General features: G+C 68.9%; 15 protein-coding genes. 9 read left to right on the plus strand and 6 right to left on the minus strand.

Features of this window, described 5'->3' with window-relative positions; all coding sequences use genetic code 11:
• Nucleotide 1 precedes the first annotated feature (1 nt).
• Nucleotides 2-703, plus strand: coding sequence for a TPM domain-containing protein (locus ASC70_RS22980; RefSeq protein WP_056055116.1), 702 nt, complete (start codon nt 2-4; stop codon nt 701-703).
• 72 nt (nt 704-775) lie between these two features.
• A complete protein-coding gene (locus ASC70_RS22985) occupies nt 776-1195 on the plus strand; it encodes a DUF4440 domain-containing protein (protein ID WP_056055119.1) in 420 nt (139 codons plus the stop codon).
• Between the two features lie 36 nt (nt 1196-1231).
• Here ASC70_RS22985 and ASC70_RS22990 read toward each other — a convergent pair whose 3' ends face one another.
• Nucleotides 1232-3640, minus strand: a complete 2409-nt coding sequence (locus ASC70_RS22990; RefSeq protein ID WP_056055121.1) for a TonB-dependent receptor — start codon at nt 3638-3640, stop codon at nt 1232-1234.
• Between the two features lie 264 nt (nt 3641-3904).
• Between ASC70_RS22990 and ASC70_RS22995 the strand changes: the two genes are divergently transcribed.
• Complete coding sequence (locus ASC70_RS22995) at nt 3905-5092, plus strand: acetyl-CoA C-acyltransferase (RefSeq protein WP_056055124.1); 1188 nt, start codon at nt 3905-3907, stop codon at nt 5090-5092.
• A 297-nt stretch (nt 5093-5389) separates the two neighbouring features.
• Nucleotides 5390-5524 carry a hypothetical protein gene (locus ASC70_RS25805; RefSeq protein WP_255355057.1) on the plus strand — a complete coding sequence of 45 codons (135 nt, stop codon included), beginning with the start codon at nt 5390-5392 and terminating at the stop codon, nt 5522-5524.
• Between the two features lie 61 nt (nt 5525-5585).
• Here the strand turns inward: ASC70_RS25805 and ASC70_RS23000 are convergent, their stop codons facing one another.
• Both ASC70_RS23000 and polA read right to left on the minus strand, forming a co-directional pair.
• Nucleotides 5586-7478: a methyl-accepting chemotaxis protein gene (locus ASC70_RS23000; protein ID WP_056055127.1), complete on the minus strand. Its 1893-nt coding sequence runs from the start codon at nt 7476-7478 to the stop codon at nt 5586-5588.
• 264 nt (nt 7479-7742) lie between these two features.
• A complete protein-coding gene (polA, locus tag ASC70_RS23005; protein WP_162247257.1) occupies nt 7743-10634 on the minus strand; it encodes a DNA polymerase I in 2892 nt (963 codons plus the stop codon).
• Nucleotides 10635-10785: 151 nt separating this feature from the next.
• Here polA and ASC70_RS23010 point away from each other — a divergent pair, with 151 nt between their 5' ends.
• The 5 genes from ASC70_RS23010 (at nt 10786) to ASC70_RS23030 (ending at nt 17068) form a co-directional block, all read left to right on the plus strand.
• Entirely contained in the window at nt 10786-12135 is a 1350-nt protein-coding gene (locus tag ASC70_RS23010) for a TonB family protein (protein WP_056055132.1), read from the plus strand.
• A 114-nt stretch (nt 12136-12249) separates the two neighbouring features.
• Nucleotides 12250-13278, plus strand: a complete 1029-nt coding sequence (locus ASC70_RS23015; RefSeq protein ID WP_056055135.1) for an aspartate-semialdehyde dehydrogenase — start codon at nt 12250-12252, stop codon at nt 13276-13278.
• Nucleotides 13279-13372: 94 nt separating this feature from the next.
• Nucleotides 13373-14287, plus strand: a complete 915-nt coding sequence (gene rarD, locus ASC70_RS23020) for an EamA family transporter RarD (RefSeq protein ID WP_056055323.1) — start codon at nt 13373-13375, stop codon at nt 14285-14287.
• A gap of 18 nt (nt 14288-14305) precedes the next feature.
• Nucleotides 14306-15604 carry a serine hydrolase gene (locus ASC70_RS23025; protein ID WP_056055138.1) on the plus strand — a complete coding sequence of 433 codons (1299 nt, stop codon included), beginning with the start codon at nt 14306-14308 and terminating at the stop codon, nt 15602-15604.
• Between the two features lie 33 nt (nt 15605-15637).
• Nucleotides 15638-17068, plus strand: a complete 1431-nt coding sequence (locus ASC70_RS23030; protein ID WP_056055140.1) for an MFS transporter — start codon at nt 15638-15640, stop codon at nt 17066-17068.
• Here the strand turns inward: ASC70_RS23030 and ASC70_RS23035 are convergent.
• The 3 genes from ASC70_RS23035 to ASC70_RS23045 are packed head-to-tail and all read right to left on the minus strand — an operon-like array spanning nt 17013 to nt 19842.
• On the minus strand, nt 17013-17813 hold the full coding sequence (locus ASC70_RS23035) for a transporter (protein WP_056055143.1): 801 nt from the start codon (nt 17811-17813) through the stop codon (nt 17013-17015). The two genes, ASC70_RS23030 and ASC70_RS23035, sit on opposite strands and share 56 nt — an antisense overlap.
• A 59-nt stretch (nt 17814-17872) precedes the next feature.
• Nucleotides 17873-18997: a serine hydrolase domain-containing protein gene (locus tag ASC70_RS23040; protein ID WP_056055148.1), complete on the minus strand. Its 1125-nt coding sequence runs from the start codon at nt 18995-18997 to the stop codon at nt 17873-17875.
• Nucleotides 18994-19842, minus strand: a complete 849-nt coding sequence (locus tag ASC70_RS23045; protein WP_056055150.1) for a pyridoxal kinase — start codon at nt 19840-19842, stop codon at nt 18994-18996. The genes ASC70_RS23040 and ASC70_RS23045 overlap by 4 nt, the downstream gene beginning before the upstream one ends.
• Between the last annotated feature and the right edge of the window lie 127 nt (nt 19843-19969).

The raw sequence follows: 19969 nt of genomic DNA on the forward strand, positions 1-19969 counted from the left end.
GATGGCGATACGCATGACCCCTCAGGACCTCGACCGCATCGCCGGCGCGGTGGCGCAGGCCGAGAAGACCACCGCCGGCGAGATCTTCTGCGTCCTGGCGCCGGAGGTTTCGGACTATCGCGAAACCCCGCTGGTCTGGGCGGCGGCCGCGGCCCTGGTTCTGCCGGCCGCGGCCCTGTTCGCGGGTTTCCGGCCCGAGATGCTGACCCGGCTGTTCGGCGGCTGGAGCATCGGCCACGCCGCGGCCCTGGACGGCGCCATCCTGTCGGCCCTGTCGACCTATATCGCCCTGCAGTTGGTGGTGTTCGTCGTCGCGGCCCTGGCCGTCTCGATCCCGGCGGTCCGGCGCGCCCTGACGCCTGGTTCGCTGAAGACCGCCCGGGTCAGGCGCGCGGCGATGGAGCAGTTCCTGAGCCACGGCCTCCATCTCACCCGCGACCGCACCGGCGTGCTGATCTTCGCCGCCCTGGCCGAACATCGGGTCGAGGTCATCGCCGACGAGGGCATATACAAGGCCGCGCCGAACACGGTGTGGGACGAGGTGGCGGCCGACCTGGTCGGCGGGCTGAGGGCCGGCAAGGCCGCCGACGGCTTCGTCGCCGCCGTGGCCCGCACCGGCGCCATCCTGGCCGCCCATGTCCCGCCGCGCGGCGACGACCGCAACGAACTGCCGGACGGGCTGACCGTCCTGCCGAAACGCTAGCCTGCGCGAGACGCCGAAAGGATACGGACGCGGGCTCGCGCGCTTCCTCTTGTGACGACCGCGGAGAGCGCCATGTCCGATTTCGACGCCTTCCTGGAGATCCGCCGACAGGCGGCCCAGGCCTATGTGAACGGCAAGGCCGGCCCGCTGGATCAGATGGTCGCCACGGCCTGCCCGGCCACCTTCTTCCCCCCGGGCGGCGGGCGCGAGGAAGGGGCCTATCGGGTGGCCGATGTCTATGCGCACGACGCCGGCGCGTTCGCCGAGGGCGGCGAGACGACCTTGGAGATCCTGCACAGCGACGCCGACGGCGACCTCGCCTATTGGACCGGCCTGCAGCACGCCAAGGTGCGGCTGGTTGGCCACGACGAGGCGATCGAGATGCACCTGCGGATCACCGAACTCTTCCGACGCGAGGACGGCGCCTGGAAGCTGATCCATCGCCACGCCGATCCCCTGGCCAAGGAAAAGGCCGAGGAAAAGGCGGGCTAGAAAAAGGCGGCCGCGCGGGACGACCGCCTTTCGGGTCTAGAACGACTTGCGCACCGTCACGCCGGCCGTGCGCGGCTGGCCGATCGAGTAGCCCAGGCGCGCCCGGCCGCCGCGTTCCCGGTCGAACGACAGCAGGGCGTTCTCGTCGAACAGGTTGTTGACGTAGAGGGTCAGGTCGACCCCGTCGGCCATCTCCAGCCCGGCGCTGAGATTGACGATCTCGTAGCTCGGCAGCTTCAGGTCGACGACGGTCGGAACCAGGCCCGTCGCGCCGCCGAACGGCAGGTTGGAGATGAACGAGCGCGGGTTGTTCTCCTGGTCGCTGGCCTGGGTGAAGCGGCTGCCGACGTGCTGGACCGAGGCCTTCAGATAGCCGTTGACGCCGTCGCGCACCTCGCGGCTGTAGGTGACGTCGAACGAGACCTGGAACTTCGGCACCGACGGCAGGCGGTTGCCCTCGCGGATGCCGCCGATCACCGCCCCCGTGCCGTCCTTCACGGTCGAGTCGAACTCGGCTTCGAGCAGACTGCCCGACAGGCCGATGTCGAGGCCCGAAGCCAGGCGCGCGGTCAGCTCGCCCTCGATGCCCTTGGTGTGGGCCTTGGGCACGTTGAACACCACGCGCGAGGAACACGAACCGGCGTCCAGGGTCGTCTGCAGGTTCTTGATGTCGGTGTAGAACACCGCGCCGTTGAAGGTGACGCCGCCGAAGCGCGACTTCACGCCGCCCTCGTAGTTCCACAGCGTCTCGTCGTCATAGTTCTGATAGCCGCCGAAGATCGCCGCGTCCTGGGCCGAGCACAGCGGCAGGTTCAGCGGGTCGTTGACACCGCCGAGGCGGAAGCCCTTCGAGGCCTGGGCGTTGAAGGTGACGTGGTCGGCCGCCTCGTAGCTGAGCAGGAAGCGCGGGGTGAAGCCGTCGGACGAGGTCTTGTCGGTGCGGTTGTCGCCGTTGGCGAACAGGCCGCCCGACTTGAACTGCCGCGTCTCGCTGAAGTCGTAGTAGCGGCCGCCGGCCGTCGCGGTCAGCTTGCCCAGGGTGTAGTTGACCTCGCCGAACACCGCCTTCTGCTTGATGTCGTAGGGCAGGTAGGCGTCGTAGGGCGAGTTGGCCTCGAAGCCGTTGGCCACCGCCGCCGAGGTGCCGGCGCCCAGGACGGCGTCGGTATAGGCGTCGTAGCCGGGGGTCGGCAGGCGCTGGTTGTAGACGCGGTCGACCTTCGAATAGAAGCCGCCGATCACCCACTGGAACGGCCCGTCGCCGGTCGAGGCCAGGCGCAGCTCCTGGGTGAACTGCTCGAGGTCGGTGGTGTCGACCAGCTTGGACGGCAGCAGCACCGCCGCGGCCGGGAAGCCGAGATCGACCGAGACGCTGCCCGAAAGAGCGCTGGCGTCGCGGTTCACGGCGATGTCGCGGTTGATGTAGCTGGTCACCGAGGTCAGGGTCGCGCCGCCGAGGTTCACATTGGCGGTCAGGTCGGCCAGCAGGGTGTCGTCGGCGAAGCTCTCGTCCAGCAGCAGGTACTGCTCGCGCTTGCCCAGCTGGATTTTCGGCCGGGTCGTGGTGTTGTTGTTGGCGAACAGGTTGAACGATTCCTGGCGGTTGAAGCCGTGCGCCCGGATCTCCTGATAAACTACGCGTGGGGTGAAGCTGAACGTCTCGTTCGGCTGGATCAGGAACGCGATCCGCCCGCCGCGCCGCGTGCCGTCGTTGACGTTCTTGTCGACCTTGCCGCCTTCCTTGCGAGCATCGACGAAACCGCCGTAGCGCGTCAGGTAGCCGACCGCCCGCATGGCGACCTTGTCGGAGATCGGGACGTTGACCGCGCCCTTCACGTGGCCGCCGAAGCTGTCGCCGCCGACCAGGTTGGCGTTGGCCTCGAACGTGCCTTGGGACACGCCCAGTTTGGGCTGGTTAGTGATGTAGCGGATCGTGCCGCCCACCGAGCCCGAGCCGAACAGCGTGCCCTGAGGGCCGCGCAGGGTCTCGACCCGGTTCAGGTCGAACAGGTCGATGTCCGGCGTGAACAGCGACAGCGAGATCACGGATTCGTCGAGATAGACCCCGACCTGCTCCTTGACGCCGGGCTGGTCGCGAACCACCTGGCCGGCCGAGACGCCGCGCACCGACACCTGGCTCTGGCCCGGGCCGAGGTTCTGGATCGTCAGGCCGGCGACGTTGCGCGACAGGTCCTCAAGGGTCACCGCCCCGGAGCGCTGGATGTCCTTTTCCGTCTGGGCGTTGATCGAGAAGGGGATGTCCTGGATCGTCGCGTCGCGCTTGGTGGCGGTGACGATGATCTCCTCGATGGCGTTCTGGTCGGCCTGCTGTCGAGCGGCGGCCAGGGTCGGAACGGCCAGGACGGCCGCTCCGACGATCGTCGAGAGCGCGCTGGCGCCCAGCAGCGTCCGACGCGCCCGGCGGCGCGGTGTAGCGATGGTCATGGGTACCTCCCGGACTTGGTTTTTTCGCGCCGCGAGGTCGAGCTCGGAGCGCAACTCCAGCGTTCATACCCGAATCGGGGAAAGTCAACGCGAAACGAAGCTTGAGAGAAATCAGTATTTTAGACACCGGTGTCCCGCGCCTTCGAAAAAGCCGTACGGTTACCGGTCCCATTTCCCTTTACGCACGCGTGACCTTTCGCACCGGAAAAAGCCGGTCTAGGGTGGGCCCAATTCAAACTAACGTTTAACGGGGAGTGCGCCCTCATGCGCGAAGCGGTCATCGTCTCTTACGCCCGCACGGGCTTGGCCAAGTCCAACCGCGGCGGGTTCAACAACACCCATGGCGCGGCCATGGCCGGTCACGCGATCCAGCATGCGGTGAGCCGCGCGGGCCTGGACGGCGCCGAGGTCGAGGACGTGGTCCTGGGCTGCGGCGGCCCCGAAGGCGCCACCGGCATGAACGTGGCCCGCAACGCCGCCATCTGGGCCGGCCTGCCGGTCACCACCTCGGGCCAGACCGTCAACCGCTTCTGCTCCTCGGGCCTGCAGGCGATCGCCACGGCCGCCAACTATGTCCGCAACGACGGCGCCCCGGTCGCGATCGGCGGCGGCGTGGAGTCGATCTCGCTGGTTCAGGGCGGCGGTCACATGAACCGCTTCCACATCACCGAAGACAAGCTGATGAAGGAAAAGCCGGCCCTGTGGATGGCGATGATCGACACCGCCGACATCGTCGCCAAGCGCTACGGTGTCAGCCGGGAGTACCAGGACGAATATTCGCTGCGCAGCCAGCAGCGCATCGCCGCGGCCCAAGCCAGCGGCTTGTTCGACCAGGAAATCGTGCCGATGGCCACCAAGATGAAGGTGGTCAACAAGGAGACCAAGGAAGAGAGCCTGGTCGACTACGTCGTCACCAAGGACGAGTGCAATCGTCCCGAAACGACGCTGGAAGGCCTGGCCAAGCTGGAGCCGGTCAAGGGCCCGGGCAACTTCGTCACCGCCGGCAACGCCAGCCAGCTGTCGGACGGCGCGGCCGCCGTGGTGGTGATGGAGGCCAAGGAGGCCGCCCGCCGCAACCTAGAGCCTCTGGGCCTGTTCAGGGGCTTCGCCATCGCCGGTTGCGAACCCGACGAGATGGGCATCGGTCCGGTCTTCGCCGTGCCGCGCCTGTTGGAACGCCACGGCCTGAAGGTCGAGGACATCGACCTGTGGGAGCTGAACGAGGCCTTCGCCAGTCAGTGCCTCTACAGCCGCGATCGCCTGGGCATCGATCCGGAGAAGTACAACGTCAACGGCGGCTCGATCGCCATCGGCCACCCGTTCGGCATGACCGGCGCCCGCTGCGCCGGCCACCTGCTGCTGGAAGGTAAGCGCCGCAAGGCCAAACTGGGCGTGGTCACCATGTGCATCGGCGGTGGGATGGGCGCCGCCGGCCTGTTCGAAATCTTCTGATTTCGATCAGGACGGAGGACGGCGCCCATCAACGAAAAGTGGCTGAGATCGCTTTCGCGATCTCAGCGTGGCGCCGCTGGTCTGTTCGAAATCTTCTGATTTCGCGCCCTCGAGACGCGTAAGAAGGCCGGAAACCGCCTGGGCGGTTTCCGGCCTTCTTTGTTCGATCAGGACACCTTCAAGCCCTGCGAGAAACCCTCGTTCGGTGGGACCTTGAACGTGGCGCGGACGGGGCCATCTGAGCCTCCGTCAGCGTCCGCGATGATCGCTCCAAGGCGCCAGACCCGAGAAAGAGCCATGGCCATCAAGGCCTCCTTCACCGCCGCCCTCTTCGTTTCCGTCGCGATCGGCCTCGTGCTGCCGGCGCCCAACGCGAACCGGACGCAGCCGACCCAGTCGGCATTCGAAACCGTGCACCTGAAGCGCGGCTGAATGCGAAACGGGCTCCCCGGTCGCCCGGAGAGCCCGCTGATCCTCATCGATCAGGACGCGATCAGAACTCTTGCCAATCCTCGTTGACCGCCACGGCGGCCGAGCCCCGCGAGACGGGCGCGGAGGGGCGCGACATCGGCCGCGAGGCCGGACGCGCGGCCGCGGTGGGACGCGACGGAGCAGCGGCGGCTCTCGGCGCCGCGCCAGCCACGCGGAAGCGCGAGACCAGTTCAGCCAGATTGCCGGCTTCGTTCTTCAGCGAATGGGTGGCGGCGGTGGCTTCCTCGACCATGGCGGCGTTCTGCTGAACGACCTGGTCCATCTGGTTCACGGCCGAATTGACCTCGTTCAGGCCGGTGGCCTGTTCGGTGGTCGAGGCCGAGATCTCCTTCATCAGCGCGTCGATCGAGGCGACCTGCTCGACGATGCGGCTCAGCGCCTCGCCGGTCTGGCCGACCAGGTCCACGCCGGCCCCGACCTGCTGGGTCGAGGTCGAGATCAGGGAACGCTGGGCCAGGGCCCGGACTTCCTGGGCGACGACGGCGAAGCCGCGACCGGCTTCACCCGCCCGCGCCGCCTCGACCCCGGCGTTCAGGGCCAGCAGGTTGGTCTGGAAAGCGATCTCGTCGATGACGCCGATGATCTGGCTGACCTGGGTGGACGAGGTCTCGATCTCGGTCATCGCCGAGACGGCCTGGCTGACAATCCGGCCCGAGCGCTCGGCGTCGGAGCGGGCGGCGGCCACGACCTGCGAGGCTTCCTGAGCGCCCGAGGCGGTCTTGCGAACCGTGGCGGTGATCTCGTCGAGGGCGGCGGCGGTCTCTTCCAGGCTGGCGGCCTGTTGTTCGGTGCGGCGCGACAGGTTGTCGGAGGCCGAGGCGATCTCGTCCGCGCCGGCGTTGACGCCGCCGGTGGCCGCGACGATCGCCTTCATGGCGTCTTCCAGCTTCAGGACGGCCTTGTTGAAGTCGTCGCGCAGCTGCTGATAGCGGCCGGCGAACGGCGCGTCGATGCGGCAGGTCAGGTCGCCATCGGCCAGGCGCGACAGGCTCGAGGCCAGGGCCTCGACCACCTGGGCCTGCTCGGCGGCGGTGGCCCGGCGCTCGTCGTCATTGGCGGCGCGGTCGCGCTCGGCGGCGGTGCGAGTCTGTTCGGCTTCGCTCTCGATACGGATCTTGGCGATGGCCGCTTCCTTGAAGTGGACCACGGCGGCGGCCATCTGGCCAACCTCGTCGGCGCGGTCGACAGCGGGAATCTCGATGGCGTTGTCGCCCGAGGCCAGGCGGCGCATGGCCGCGGTCATGGCGGCCACCGGCTTGGCGATCGAGCTGGACAGCAGCAGGCCGCCGCCCAGGGCGATGGCGCCGCTCAGCAGGATGCCGGCCATCAGCACCAGGTTCGAGATGGCCTGGGCCTTCTTCTGAGCCAGGGCTTCGGCTTCGATGCGCCCCTGGGCCGAGGCCTGGATGGCGTCCAGGGCGTCCTCGACCGGCACCACGGCCTTGTCGGCGACGCCGTCGTTACGGACCAGTTCCACGGCCTGCGGACGGGTCGCCGGATCAGCGCCCAGGCGCAGGGCCGGGTCGATGGCTTCCTTGCGGTAGCCGGCATAGGCGTCGCGGATCGCCTGCACCTGGGCATGGTCGGCGCCCAGCGTGTCCAGCTTGTCCAGGGCGCCGAAGAACTTGACCTTGTGCACGGTCTCGATGCGCTTGACGTAATAGTCGTCGCCCGAGAGCAGGTAGCCGCGCAGCGAGTTTTCCTGCCGGGTCAGGCGATAGGTGGCCGTGTCGGCCGCCTGCATCACCTGATAGGCGCGCTCGGACCGCGCGACCGACTTCTCCAGCACCATGGAGTTGACGAACAGCGCCAGGCCCATGGTCGCGATGGTCGCCAGCAGCACGCCGAACACGACCAGCAGCTTCGTGGGGATCCTGAAATTGCCGAACTTCACCGCAGCCTCCAAGGTTCTTGGGCAGGCTCGGCAGGCGGATTCGCCACGACGGCGCTTCCGCAACCGAGCACGGCTCCATGTTTGGGCCGCGCAAGGTTGCTGGGCTGTTAACTCTACTGTGGCGCAATGTCGCAGAGTTCGACATTGAGAATCTGTCGCGATCTCAAGCACTTGCCTCTGGTTGCAGAAGCACTCTCGACACGTGCGCGCTGCTGACCGGAGAGGGCGGCGAAGACTGCTGCAACCCTCCGGACACGGATTGATTTAGTGCGCTTCGTCCCAGTTGAGCGCGGCGCGGGCCTCCACGGTCAGCGGCACCGACAGCGCCACCGCCGGATCGGCGGCCTTCTCCATGACCTCGCGGATCACGGCGCAGGCGCGGTCGGCCTCGGCCTCGGGGGTCTCGAAGACCAGTTCGTCGTGCACCTGCAGCAGCATCCGCGACTCCAGGCCGGCGGCCTCGAGGGCGGCGGGCATGCGGATCATGGCCCGGCGCATGACGTCTGCGGCCGCGCCCTGGATCGGGGCGTTGATCGCCGCCCGCTCGGCGAACTGCCGGTGGGCGGCCGACTTGGCCTGGATGTCGGGGATGTTGATCTTCCGCCCGAAGATGGTGGTGACATAGCCGTGCTCGCGCACGAAGGCCTTGGTCGCGTCCATATAGGCCTGGATGCCCGGGAAGCGCTCGAAGTAGGTCTTGATATAGGCCCCGGCCTCGCCCTGGCCGATGCCCAGCTGGTTGGCGAGACCGAAGGCGCTGATCCCGTAGACGATGCCGAAATTGATCGCCTTGGCCCGGCGGCGGATCATTGGGTCCATGCCCTCGATCGGCGTATCGAACATCTCCGAGGCCGTCATGGCGTGGATGTCGAGGCCTTCCTGGAAGGCGCGCTTCAGCTGCGGGATGTCGCCGATGTGGGCCAGCAGGCGCAGCTCGATCTGGCTGTAGTCGGCGCTGATCAGCACCCTGCCCTTGTCGGCGATGAACGCCTTGCGGATCTTGCGACCCTCCTCGGTGCGGACCGGGATGTTCTGTAGGTTGGGATCCGACGACGACAGCCGGCCCGTGGTCGTGGCGGCCAGGGCGTAGGAGGTGTGGACCCGGCCGGTGCCCGGCGCGATGGCGGCGATCAGGTTCTCGGTATAGGTGCCCTTCAGCTTCGACAGCTGGCGCCAGTCCAGCAGGACGCGCGGCAGCTCGTGCTCCAGGGCCAGGCTCTCCAGCACGTCGCTGTCGGTCGACCACTGGCCGGTGGCGGTCTTCTTGCCGCCCTTCATCTGCATCTCGCCGAACAGCACGTCGCCGATCTGCTTGGGGCTGCCCAGGTTGAAGGGCCGGCCGACGATCTCCTGGGCCCGCTCCTCGTACTTGGCCATGCGCATCGAGAACTCGTTGGAGAGCAGGCGCAGCGCCTCGGGATCCACCTTGACCCCGTTGTTCTCCATCATCGCCAGCACCGCCGGCAGCGGCCGCTCCAGCGTCTCGTAGACGGTCGACAGGCCCTCGCGCGCCAGGCGCGGCTTCAGGGTCTGATAGAGCCGCAGGGTGACGTCGGCGTCCTCGGCGGCGTAGGCGGTGGCCTCGGTCAGGCCCACGTGCTTGAAGCTGATCTGGCCCTTGCCGGTCCCGGCCACCTGCTTGAACGGAATCGGCTTGTGGCCCAGCCACAGCTCCGACAGCTCGTCCATGCCGTGGCCGTGCAGGCCCGCCTCCAGCACGTAGCTGATCAGCATGGTGTCCTCGATCGGCGCGACCTGGATCCCGTATCGCGAGAGCACGGCGATGTCGTACTTGGCGTTCTGGGCCACCTTCAGCACCGCCGGATCTTCCAGCAGCGGCTTCAGGGCGGCCATCGCCTCGTCCAGCGGGATCTGCACCAGGTCGGCGGCGGCTTCCAGCGCCAGGCCGTCCTTCTCGCAGTGGCCGACCGGGATGTAGCAGGCCTCGCCCGGATTGATGGCCAGCGATACGCCGCACAGGCCGGCCGTGGCCGAGGACAGGGCGTCGGTCTCGGTGTCGAACGCCACCAGGCCCTTGGCCGTCGCCTTGGCGACCCAGGCCTTCAGGGTGTCGAGATCCTGGATCCGGACATAGGTGGCGTGGTCGATGCTGATCGGCTCGGCCACCGGATTGGCGGCGGCGCGCGCGGCGGCTCCCATGTACGAGACACTGGTGACCGGAGCCTTGGGCTGGGCGGGAGCGCGATCGAGCGTACCGGGCGTCGCCGCGGCCGAGCCGTCGCCGACCCGGCGGGCCAGGGTGCGGAACTCCATCTGCTCCAGGAAGGCGGCCAGGACCTCCTTGTCGGGCTCACGCACCTTCAGCTCGTCCAGCGGCTGGGGCAGCGGCGTGTCGCAGTCCAGCTTCACCAGGGCTCGCGACAGGCGGATCTGGTCCGCGAACTCGATCAGGGTCTCGCGGCGCTTGGGCTGCTTGATCTCGCCGGCCCGGGCCAGCAGCGTGTCGAGGTCGCCGTATTCGGTGATCAGCTGGGCGGCGGTCTTGATGCCGATGCCGGGGGCGCCCGGCACGTTGTCGACGCTGTCGCCGCACAGGGCCTGAACGTCGACGACCTTGTCCGGATAGACGCCGAACTTCTCGAACACCTGCTCGCGCTCGATCCGCACGCCCTTCATCGGGTCGAACATCGAGACGCCGTCGCCGACCAGCTGCATCAGGTCCTTGTCGGACGAGACGATGATCGCCTCGCCGCCGACGTCGCGAGCCTTGCAGGCATAGGCGGCGATCAGGTCGTCGGCCTCGTAGCCCGGCAGCTCGATGGCCGGCACGCCGAAGGCCAGGGTCGCCTCACGCACCAGCGGGAACTGCGGGATCAGGTCCTCGGGCGGCGGGGGCCGGTGGGCCTTGTACTTGTCGTAGAGATTGTTGCGGAACGTCTTTTCGGAGTGGTCCCAGATCACCGCCAGATGGGTGGGCGTGTCGCCCTGCATGTCGCGCATCAGCTTCCACAGCATGTTGCAGAAGCCTTGGACGGCGCCCACCGGCAGGCCGTCGCTCTTGCGGGTCAACGGCGGCAGGGCGTGGTAGGCGCGGAACAGATAGGCCGAGCCGTCCACCAGGAACAGCCGGACGGCGGGGCCGTCCTGGGTCAGCTCGGAAACGTTCGGAAGGGGGGGCGCGGCGACGTCGGTCATGGCCGGCAACATAGGGGGCGCGACCCGCCCCGAAAACCCTCTGGAAAAACCTTTGGAGGAACCCTCTGGCGGGCCGCCACAGGATCACATAACCTCCACCTAGGGTCGAGCGCCGAAGGGGTCGCGCGCCGACTTGGCTCGGGGTTCTATCGTGCTCTCGCGTAAGCTTCTGCTGGCCTTGCTGGCGGCCAGCCTCTCCACCGCCGTCCTTGCACAAAACGATGATGACGACGAAGCGCCGAAAGGTTGGCGGCCGAACTTCGTCGTCCATGTCCCGCCCTCGAAGATGAAGGCCGCATTCCCGAAGGGCGCGACGATGACCGGCAAGGCCGTGCTCGGCTGCGTCGCGGCCAAGGACGGGCGACTGAGCGACTGCAAGGTGGTGCGCGAGGACCCCGTCGGTCAGGGCTTCGGCGAAGCGGCGCTGTCGGTTGTCGGCTACGAACGGATCGCCCCGAAAGACGGAACGGGGGCCTCGGTGGAAGGCCGGCCCGTCCGCACCAGCTTCGAGTTCCTGGCGCCCGGTGACGCCAATCCTGACTGGGTGCGCAAGCCCGACGGGCGCGACCTGGCCAACGTCTTCCCGAAGAAGGCGCTGGACAAGCATGTCGGCGGCCGCGCCACGATCCAGTGCCGGGTCACGGTCGAAGGCTTCCTCGACGCGTGCAAGGTTGTCTTCGAATCGCCCGCGGGCCTGGACTTCGGCGGCGCCGGCCTGCAGCTGGCCCCTCAGTTCCGCATGTCGCCGAAGATCCGCGGCGGCCACGCCGTGCCGGGCGGCCAAGTCACCATCCCGATCAATTGGGAACCCCCACGCGGGATCGCGACGATCACCAGCACGCCGGTCGTGCTGGATCCGCCGTGGAACCGAGTCCCGACCCAGGCCGAGATCAACGCCGCCTGGCCCAAGGCCGCGGCGGGCGCGCCCTCGGGCCAAGCGGCCCTGCGCTGCGACCTCGTGAAGACTGGCCAGCTTCGGTCCTGCGACGTCATCTCCGAGAACCCGCGCGGCAAGGGCTTCGGCAAGGCCGCGCTAGAGCTGTCGAAGCTGTTCCAGATCCCCGTGAACCCCAGTGAGGCCAAGACGGTCAGGGACTATCAGGTCGACCTGCCATTCCGCTTCCGTGACCCGGCCACGCCCGATGGCCGCAAGCTGACCAAGCCGCGCTGGATCCGCACCCTGACCGCCGAGGGCATGGCCGAGGTCTATCCGCAGGCGGCTATCAAAGCCGGGATCAAGTCGGGCCTGGGCGTGGTCTCCTGCACCGTCACCGCGACGGGCGAACTTACCGCCTGCCAGGCCGTCCGCGAGCAGCCCGCCGGCCTCGACTTCGGCGCGGCGGCGATCAAGGCGGTCTCGGTGATGCGCATGAACCCGTGGACCAAGGAAGGCGACACGGTCGACGGCTTGGTCATCACCATCCCGATCCAGTTCACGTTCGAGGACGACGCCCCGCCGGCGGAGCCGGCCAAACCTTCGTCGTCGTCAAAGCCGGACTGATTGGACCGCCAGCTTTCCTCGCCTTGCGCCCGGAGGGCATGAGGCGTAACGGAACCCGGCTCCGCGATCTGTCGCGGAACATCAGCCGTTTTTGGTAGTATTCAGGAGAGCGCGATGGGTTACCGGGTCGCGGTGGTCGGCGCCACGGGCAATGTGGGCCGCGAGATGTTCAACATCCTCGAGGAAGTCAAATTCCCCGTCGACAAGATGCACGCCATCGCCAGCCGCAAATCCATTGGCGTCGAGGTTTCGTTCGGCAACGAGATCCTGCGCTGCCAGGACCTCGAGCAGTTCGACTTCTCGAAGGTTGACATCGTGCTGATGAGCGCCGGCGGCGCGATCTCCAAGGCCTGGGGCGAGAAGATCGGCGCGGCCGGTCCGATCGTGATCGACAATTCCAGCCACTTCCGGATGGACCCGGACGTGCCGCTGGTCGTGCCGGAAGTGAACCCCGAGGCGGTCAACACGCTGCCGAAGAACATCATCGCCAACCCCAACTGCTCGACTGCCCAGCTGGTGGTGGTGCTCGCGCCCCTGCACGCCGAAGCCAAGATCAAGCGCGTCGTCGTCTCGACCTACCAGTCGGTGTCGGGCGCGGGCAAGGAAGGCATGGACGAGCTGTGGGAGCAGACCAAGGGCGTGTTCGTCCTGGGCGCTCCGCCGCCCAAGAAGTTCACCAAGCAGATCGCCTTCAACGTCATTCCGCACATCGACGTCTTCATGGAAGACGGCTTCACCAAGGAAGAGTGGAAGATGATGGCGGAGACCAAGAAGATCCTGGATCCGTCGATCAAGCTGACCGCCACCTGCGTGCGCGTGCCGGTCATGGTCGGCCACGCCGAATCCGTGAACATCGAGTTCGAGAGCCCGCTGGACGAGGACGACGTCCGCGAGATCCTGCGCGACGCCGATGGCGTGGAAGTCATCGATAAGCGCGAGGACGGCGGCTACATGACGCCGAAGGAAAGCGCCGGCGAGTTCCCGGTCTATGTCTCGCGCATCCGCACCGACCCCACCGTCGAGAACGGCATCGCGCTGTGGTGCGTCGCCGACAACCTGCGCAAGGGCGCGGCGCTGAACGCCGTGCAGATCGCCCAGCTCCTCCACGACAAGGGCCTGATCAAGCAGAAGCTCCCGGCCTAAAGACCACTCTCCGCAACAAGCGGGTGGAAATCAGGGCTCCCGGGGCAGACCTCCCGGGAGCCCTTTTTCATTTCTGATCATGAAGGACGACGCCATGTCGGCGAGCGTGAACGAGACCGAGGCCGAAAGCCGCTCCGCCTACGCCGCCGGCGTCGGCTGCTACGTCCTGTGGGGCTTCCTGCCCCTGTATTTCCACCTGCTGTCGAACCTGGGCGTCTCGTCGTGGGAAATGATCGCCCACCGCTCACTTTGGTCGGTCCTGTGGGCCGGCGGCCTGGTGCTGATCGCCAGGCAGGGCGGCCAGGTCGCGGCGGTGCTGCGCCAGCCCAAGACCCTCGGCGTGCTGGCGCTGTCGACCCTGGCGATCTTCAGCAACTGGACGATCTACGTCTTCGCGGTCAACGCCGGCCACGTGATCGAAGCCAGCCTCGGCTACTACATCAATCCGCTGATGAACATGGCGGCCGGCGCCCTGCTGTTCCGCGAGCGCATGTCGACCGAGGGCAAGATCGCCATCGGCTTCGCCGCCGTCGGGGTGGCGATCCAGACCATCGCCCTGGGTCACCTGCCGATCGTCTCGCTGGGCCTGGCCCTGACATTCTGCGCCTACGCCATCCTGCGTAAGCAGGTGAAGGCCGACGCCCAAACCGGCCTGTTCGTCGAGTGCGCCTATCTGGCCTTGCCCGGCCTCTTCTACGTCCTGCACCTGCAGTCGACGGGCCAGAGCCATTTCGGCGCCGGGGCCGGCGTCACCGGCCTGCTGGCCCTGGCTGGGCCGGCCACCGTGGTTCCGCTGGCCCTGTTCGCCTGGTCGGCTCGCCGCCTGCCGCTGTCGGCGGTCGGCTTCCTGCAGTTCATCGCCCCGACCCTGCAGTTCCTGTTGGGCGTGGCGTTCGGCGAGCCGTTCACGCCGCTGCGGGCCCTGTCGTTTGTGTTCATCTGGCTGGGCGTGGCCACCTTCGCCTATGGCGCGTGGAAGAAAACGCGGGCGCTGGCGCCGGCGGCCTGAAGCGATCTAGGCTGCGGAATGACGACCCGACGCTTCGTCCTCGCCGCCGGCGGCTCTCTCGCGCTTCCCTTGTTCGCCGGCGCCGCCGCGCTCGATCCCTACAACGCGCTGCTGACCGGCGACGGCGATCCGAATGCGGCCCTGCCCGCCCTGGCCGGCTGCGCGTTCGACCGGGGCGGCGACCGGTTCCGTCTGGCGCGCGGCCTGGCCGACGTGACCAACGGCCGGGCCATGACGCCTACCTCGCCGGCCCGCATCGCCTCGATCTCCAAGCTGGTCGCGGCGCTTGGCTTCATGACGCTCGTAGAGGCCGGCAAGGTCGGGCTGGACGACGACGCCGGCGAGATCCTGGGCTTTCCCCTCCGCCACCCGCGTTTCCCGGCCGCGCGGATCACGCCCCGACAGCTGCTCTCGCACACCAGCGGCCTGCGCAATGGGCCCAGCTATCCGGTCGCCTTCGGCCGCCCGCTAAGCGCGGCGCTGGCGCCCGGCGGCGTCCAGTGGGACGACGGAGCCTGGTTCGGCCCCGCCACCGAGTCGCCGGGCGACTGGTTCGCCTATGCCGACGTCAACTACGCCCTGGTCGCTCAGCTGATCGAGGCGGTCAGCGGTGAGCGGTTCGACCGCTTCATGGCGCGCGTGGTCTTCGCGCCGCTGGGCCTGTCCTGCGGCTACAACTGGAGCGGCGTTCCGCAAGACGTTCGCGACCGCCGCGCCGTCCTCTATCGCAAGGCCCCGTCCGACGACGGGCCATGGGACGCCAAGGGCCCGTGGATCGCCCAGTTGGACGCCGCCGTCCCGCCCGCGCCGGAGCCCGCCGTCCGCACCGCCCCCGAGGCTGCCGGACGAAGCCTCGACAGCTATCGCCCCGGTGAAAACGGCTTCGTGTTCGGTCCGCAGGGCGGCCTGCGCGCCTCGGTCATGGACCTGGCCGTCATTGGTCGCGTCCTGTTGGCCAAGGGCGCGCCGATCCTGAAGCCCGCGACCTTCGTCCGAATGACCGCCCCGGCCTGGCGCTTCGATCCCAAACATCCGAACGGCGAGGGCTATGGCGGCCTGATCGCCGCCTACAGCCTGGGCGTCCAGACCCTGACCGGCGGAACGGGCGACAACGTCTTCGACGGCTGCGCGAGCTGGTTCGGCCACGCCGGCGACGCCTATGGCCTCACCTCGGGCCTCTGGGTCGATCCGAGGTCCGGACGCGGGATCGCCTATCTGATCACCGGCCAGGCCGCGCCGCTGAAGACCAACAAGGGCCGCTCGATGTTGACCCGCCAGGAAGAGCGGTTGGCGAGTCTTCTGATCGAAGCGTTCTAGCCAGCTGCCGCGCGCCGGGTCATCGTCACGGCCATGACCAGAGAGCAGACCTCCCCCGACGAGACGATCTCGCCCGCGCGCGGCCGCCTGATCCTGGCGGCCACCGTGCTGGGCTCCAGCCTGGCCTTCATCGACGGCTCGGTCGTCAATGTCGCCCTGCCCGCCATCCGCCAGGCGCTGAACGCGCGGCCCGAGCAGATCCAGTGGATCGTCAACGCCTACCTGCTGCTGCTGGGCTCGCTGGTCCTGATCGGCGGCTCGGCCGGCGACCGCTGGGGCCGGCGCAAGGTGTTCGTCATCGGCGTCACCCTGTTCGCCCTCGCCTCCCTGGGCTGCGCGCTCTCGCCGAGCATCGCCTTCCTGATCGCCGCCCGCGCCCTGCAGGGGATCGCCGCGGCGATGGTCGTGCCGGCCAGCCTGGCCATCCTGGGCGCCGCGTTCGACGAGAAGGCGCGCGGCCCGATGATCGGAGCCTGGGCCGGCTTCGGGGCGGTGACCGGGGCGTTCGGACCGGTGCTGGGCGGCTGGCTGGTCGACGCCGTCTCCTGGCGGGCCATCTTCCTGATCAACCTGCCGATCGCCGCCGCCACCGTCTGGCTGACCCTGAAGGCCGTGCCCGAGAGCCGCGACCCGGACGTCGAGCACCTGGACTGGCGCGGCGCCGTCCTCGCCGCCTCGGGCCTGGGCGCCCTGACCTGGGGCCTGACGGCCGCCGGCGCCCGCGGCTGGCAGAGCCTGACCGTGTGGAGCGCCCTCGCGGCCGGCGCGGCGATCCTGGTCGGCTTCGTCGTGCTGCAGGGTCGCGAGAAGCACCCGATGATGCCGCTGACCCTCTATCGCTCGACCACGTTCAGCGGCGCCAACCTGCTGACCCTGGCGCTGTATTTCGGTCTGACCGGGGCGATGTTCTTCCTGCCCTACGAACTGATCGCCAAGCACGGCTACAGCGCCGCCGGGGCCGGGGCGACCCTGCTGCCGATCTCGGCGGTGATGGGGACGCTGTCGGGGTTCGCCGGTCGGATGGCCAACAAGGTCGGGGCGCGGGCCATGCTGACCGTGGGTCCGATCGTCGCCGGCCTCGGCTTCGCCCTGCTGGCCGCGCCCTGGCTGGGAAGCGGCTTCTGGACCGGGGTGCTGCCCGGCCTGCTGGTGCTGGCCCTGGGCATGACGATCAGCGTCGCGCCGCTGACCAGCACGGTGATGGCGGCGGTCCCGTCCAGCCATGCCGGCGTCGCCTCGGGCATCAACAACGCCGTCGCCCGGGTCGCGGGCCTGCTGGCCGTGGCGGTCCTGGGCCTCGTCTATTTCGCCCCCGGCGGCGGAGGCTATCCGTGGGTGATGGGGATCAGCGCCGTGGCGGCGATCGTGGCGGGTCTCGTCGGTGCGGCCACGATCAGAACCGATGCGCCTAGAAGCGGTGAGCGAGACCGATCACCAGCTCCAGGTCCGGAGTCCGGCGATTGAGACCGGCATAGGCCGAGGCGTCCAGCTGGACGTCGGGCCAGGCCTTGGGCGTCCAGGCGGCGGTCAGGTCGAAGCTGGCCTGGGTGATCCGCCCCGAAGGATCGTCGTCGACATCGACCCACAGCTCCGCGCCCAAGTTGACCGGCCCGACCGCGCGGCCCACGCCGCCGGCCAGGGCATAGCCCGCGTGACGCCCGGAGCCGCTGGCGTTGACCCGCGCGTCCAGCTCGGGCGCCAGGCTCAGCGACCAGTCGGCGTTCAGCGGGATCGAGACGGGGACGATGACGCCGCCTTGCCAAGCGTCGGCGCCGATCCCCTCCGCGCCCGTCGGGGCGACGACGAAGGGCTGGACCGCGACCGAGACGCCGTCGCCGGCCGGGTTCCGCAGCGACCACCGCAGGGCCAGGCCCAGGTCGCCGGCGCCTGAGACGGTCGAGGTCGCGCCGCCGGTCTTGGTCCGCACCCGCTCGCGGGCGGTCCAGCTCAGCTGACCCTCGAGCGTTGAGGCCAGGCCGAGGCGCAATTCGAGGCCGCCGTAGGAAACGTCGTCGACCGAGGTCCCGCCGCCGCGGCTGAAGACCGCGTCGACCCCGCCCAGCTCGGCCTGGAAGCGCCCCGCGTCCAGCACGCAAGGCGGCGAGCCTTTGCCGGGCCGGTCGGCGCAGAAGTCACGGTCCTGGGCGTCGGCCGCGCCAGCCAGCACAAGAGCGGTGAGCGCCAGCGAGGCGATGCGGATCGGGGCCATGCTCTCTCCTTCGCCCGGAAACACGACAAGCAACGCCATAAGCTAGGCCGCGACGGCCGCTAAAGCGAGGCGTAGGCGGCCTCGATCAGGCGCACGGCGCGCGGGTCGCCGATCAGCGCATTGCCCTGCTTGTTCATCACATACGAGCCCGACACCCCACGCGTCGGGTCGGCGAAGGCGCACGAGCCGCCCCAGCCCGAATGGCCGAACGCCTCGGCCGTTGGGCCGTAGAACATGTTGGGCTCGTTGCGCATGAAGCCCGCGCCCCAGCTGATCACATAGGGCAGGACGAGGTCCTGACCGACGATGCGCTGGACCGTGGCGGCCTTGATCCCGGCCGGGGTGATCAGCGAACGGCCATCCAGGCTGCCGCCGCTGGCCAGGGCGCCCATCAGCCGGGCCAGGGCCGCGGCGGTGGCGTGGCCGTTGGCGGACGGGATCTCGACCCGCCGCCACTCGGCCGCGCCCCTGCCGCCGGGCGAGGACCACGGCTTCAGGAAGGCGGCCGTCACGGCGGCGTTGAGCTCGCCGAACTTGGGCAGGGCGGTCGGCCGCATCAACTCGGCGACACGGCCGTGCTCGCTGTCGGGCAGGCCGATCCACAGGTCCAGGCCCAGCGGAACCGCGATGTCCTCGCGCAGCGCCGTGCCCATGGTGCGGCCGTCGACGCGGCGGAAGATCTCGCCGGCGAGGTAGCCGAAGGTGACAGGGTGATAGCCGCTGGCCGAGCCGATCGGGAACAACGGGGCCATGGCCGCCAGCTTGGCGCAGGTGGCGTCCCAGTCGAACCACAGGGCCGGGTCGGTCTCGTCGGGGAAGCCGGAGAGGCCGGCCTGGTGCGACAGCGCCTGCTCGATCGTGACCGCCTGCTTGCCGTTCTGGGCGAACTCGGGCCAGACGTCGGCGACGGGCTGGTCGTAGGCCAGGCGGCCCTCATCGACCAGGCGGGCGACCAGCAGGGCGGCGATCGCCTTGGTGGTCGAGAACAGGGCCGTCAGGGTGTCGGGACCGAACGGGACCTCCCGCTTGCGGTCGGCGAAGCCGCCCATCAGGTCGACGACGATCTCGCCGTCGATGGCGAAGGCGAAGCGCGCGCCCAGCTCGCCACTATTGGCGAAATTGGCCTCGAAGGCGTCGCGGACGCGGGCGAAGCGGTCGGGGCAGAGGCCGGTGATCTCGGTCATGCAAGCCGCTCGATGCGCACGGTCGGCGAGGTCTGCTTGATCCGCGCGCCCATGGCCACGATCGGCAGCTCGGGGGCGTTCCAGATGTTGGCGGCGGTGACCGTCTCGGCCACCCCGCCGACGGCGCGGGCCAGGCCGTACGAGAAGGTCTGGCCCTCCAGGATCGAGGCGGCGTAGAGGGCGGTCAGCAGGTCGCCGGTGCCGTTGGGCGAGCGCTCGGCCTTGGCGTGGGCGGCCAGCCAGGCCTCCTTCTTGTCGGCCAGCACGACGCCGATCTCGGCTCCGCGCTGGACCGAGGAGACCAGGGTCGTCTTGCCCAGCAGCCGGGCGGCCTTCATGGCCGAGACCGGGTCGCGGGCGTCGGTTCCGGTCAGCTTCTTCAGCTCCCAGGAATTGCAGGCCACGACGTCGGCGCGCGGGATCAGGTCGGCGATGATCTCGTCGGCGGTCTCGGCCGGGATGTAGAGGCCCTTGCCGGCGTCGCCCATGGTCGGATCGACGATGACGACCGGCTTGCGGGTGGCCGCGCCCTGGCGCGGGCTCGCGCGCACCGCGTCGATCACGCGCGCAGCGGACCGGGCCTGGGCGGAGGTGGCGAAGTAGCCGGTGATGACCACGTCCACCAGGCCGAACAGGCCGTTGGCCTCGATGCCGTCCAGCATGCCCTCGAACACCTCGATCGGCACCGGGGCTCCGCCGGGCAAGCCCCAGCCGGGATGCCGGCCGTACAGCACCGTCGGCACGACCATCGAGTCGATCCGGAACTGGGCCAGGGCGGTGGCTTGCGCCGTCGCGCCCACCTGGCTGCCGGCGACATGGCTGGAGATGATCAAGGCTAGCGGCATGGCAAAGCGATTAGCGGAGCATTGAGGACTTGAATAGGGCGGTTGCGCGGGGGAGGCCAAAAGAGAAAGGCCCGCCGTCGCCAGCGGGCCTTCCCTTTGGAAAATCAGGCAATTTCCGTAGCGGAAA

The organism is Caulobacter sp. Root343 (assembly GCF_001425745.1).
Classification (GTDB): domain Bacteria; phylum Pseudomonadota; class Alphaproteobacteria; order Caulobacterales; family Caulobacteraceae; genus Caulobacter.

Bases quoted from the DNA above. Each gene is read 5' to 3' on its own strand.
- ASC70_RS22980 (WP_056055116.1), top strand. From the start codon at position 2: ATGGCGATACGCATGACCCCTCAGGACCTCGACCGCATCGCCGGCGCG.
- ASC70_RS22985 (WP_056055119.1), top strand. From the start codon at position 776: ATGTCCGATTTCGACGCCTTCCTGGAGATCCGCCGACAGGCGGCCCAG.
- ASC70_RS22990 (WP_056055121.1), bottom strand. From the start codon at position 3,640: ATGACCATCGCTACACCGCGCCGCCGGGCGCGTCGGACGCTGCTGGGC.
- ASC70_RS22995 (WP_056055124.1), top strand. From the start codon at position 3,905: ATGCGCGAAGCGGTCATCGTCTCTTACGCCCGCACGGGCTTGGCCAAG.
- ASC70_RS25805 (WP_255355057.1), top strand. From the start codon at position 5,390: ATGGCCATCAAGGCCTCCTTCACCGCCGCCCTCTTCGTTTCCGTCGCG.
- polA (WP_162247257.1), bottom strand. From the start codon at position 10,634: ATGACCGACGTCGCCGCGCCCCCCCTTCCGAACGTTTCCGAGCTGACC.
- ASC70_RS23015 (WP_056055135.1), top strand. From the start codon at position 12,250: ATGGGTTACCGGGTCGCGGTGGTCGGCGCCACGGGCAATGTGGGCCGC.
- rarD (WP_056055323.1), top strand. From the start codon at position 13,373: ATGTCGGCGAGCGTGAACGAGACCGAGGCCGAAAGCCGCTCCGCCTAC.
- ASC70_RS23025 (WP_056055138.1), top strand. From the start codon at position 14,306: ATGACGACCCGACGCTTCGTCCTCGCCGCCGGCGGCTCTCTCGCGCTT.
- ASC70_RS23030 (WP_056055140.1), top strand. From the start codon at position 15,638: ATGACCAGAGAGCAGACCTCCCCCGACGAGACGATCTCGCCCGCGCGC.
- ASC70_RS23035 (WP_056055143.1), bottom strand. From the start codon at position 17,813: ATGGCCCCGATCCGCATCGCCTCGCTGGCGCTCACCGCTCTTGTGCTG.
- ASC70_RS23040 (WP_056055148.1), bottom strand. From the start codon at position 18,997: ATGACCGAGATCACCGGCCTCTGCCCCGACCGCTTCGCCCGCGTCCGC.
- ASC70_RS23045 (WP_056055150.1), bottom strand. From the start codon at position 19,842: ATGCCGCTAGCCTTGATCATCTCCAGCCATGTCGCCGGCAGCCAGGTG.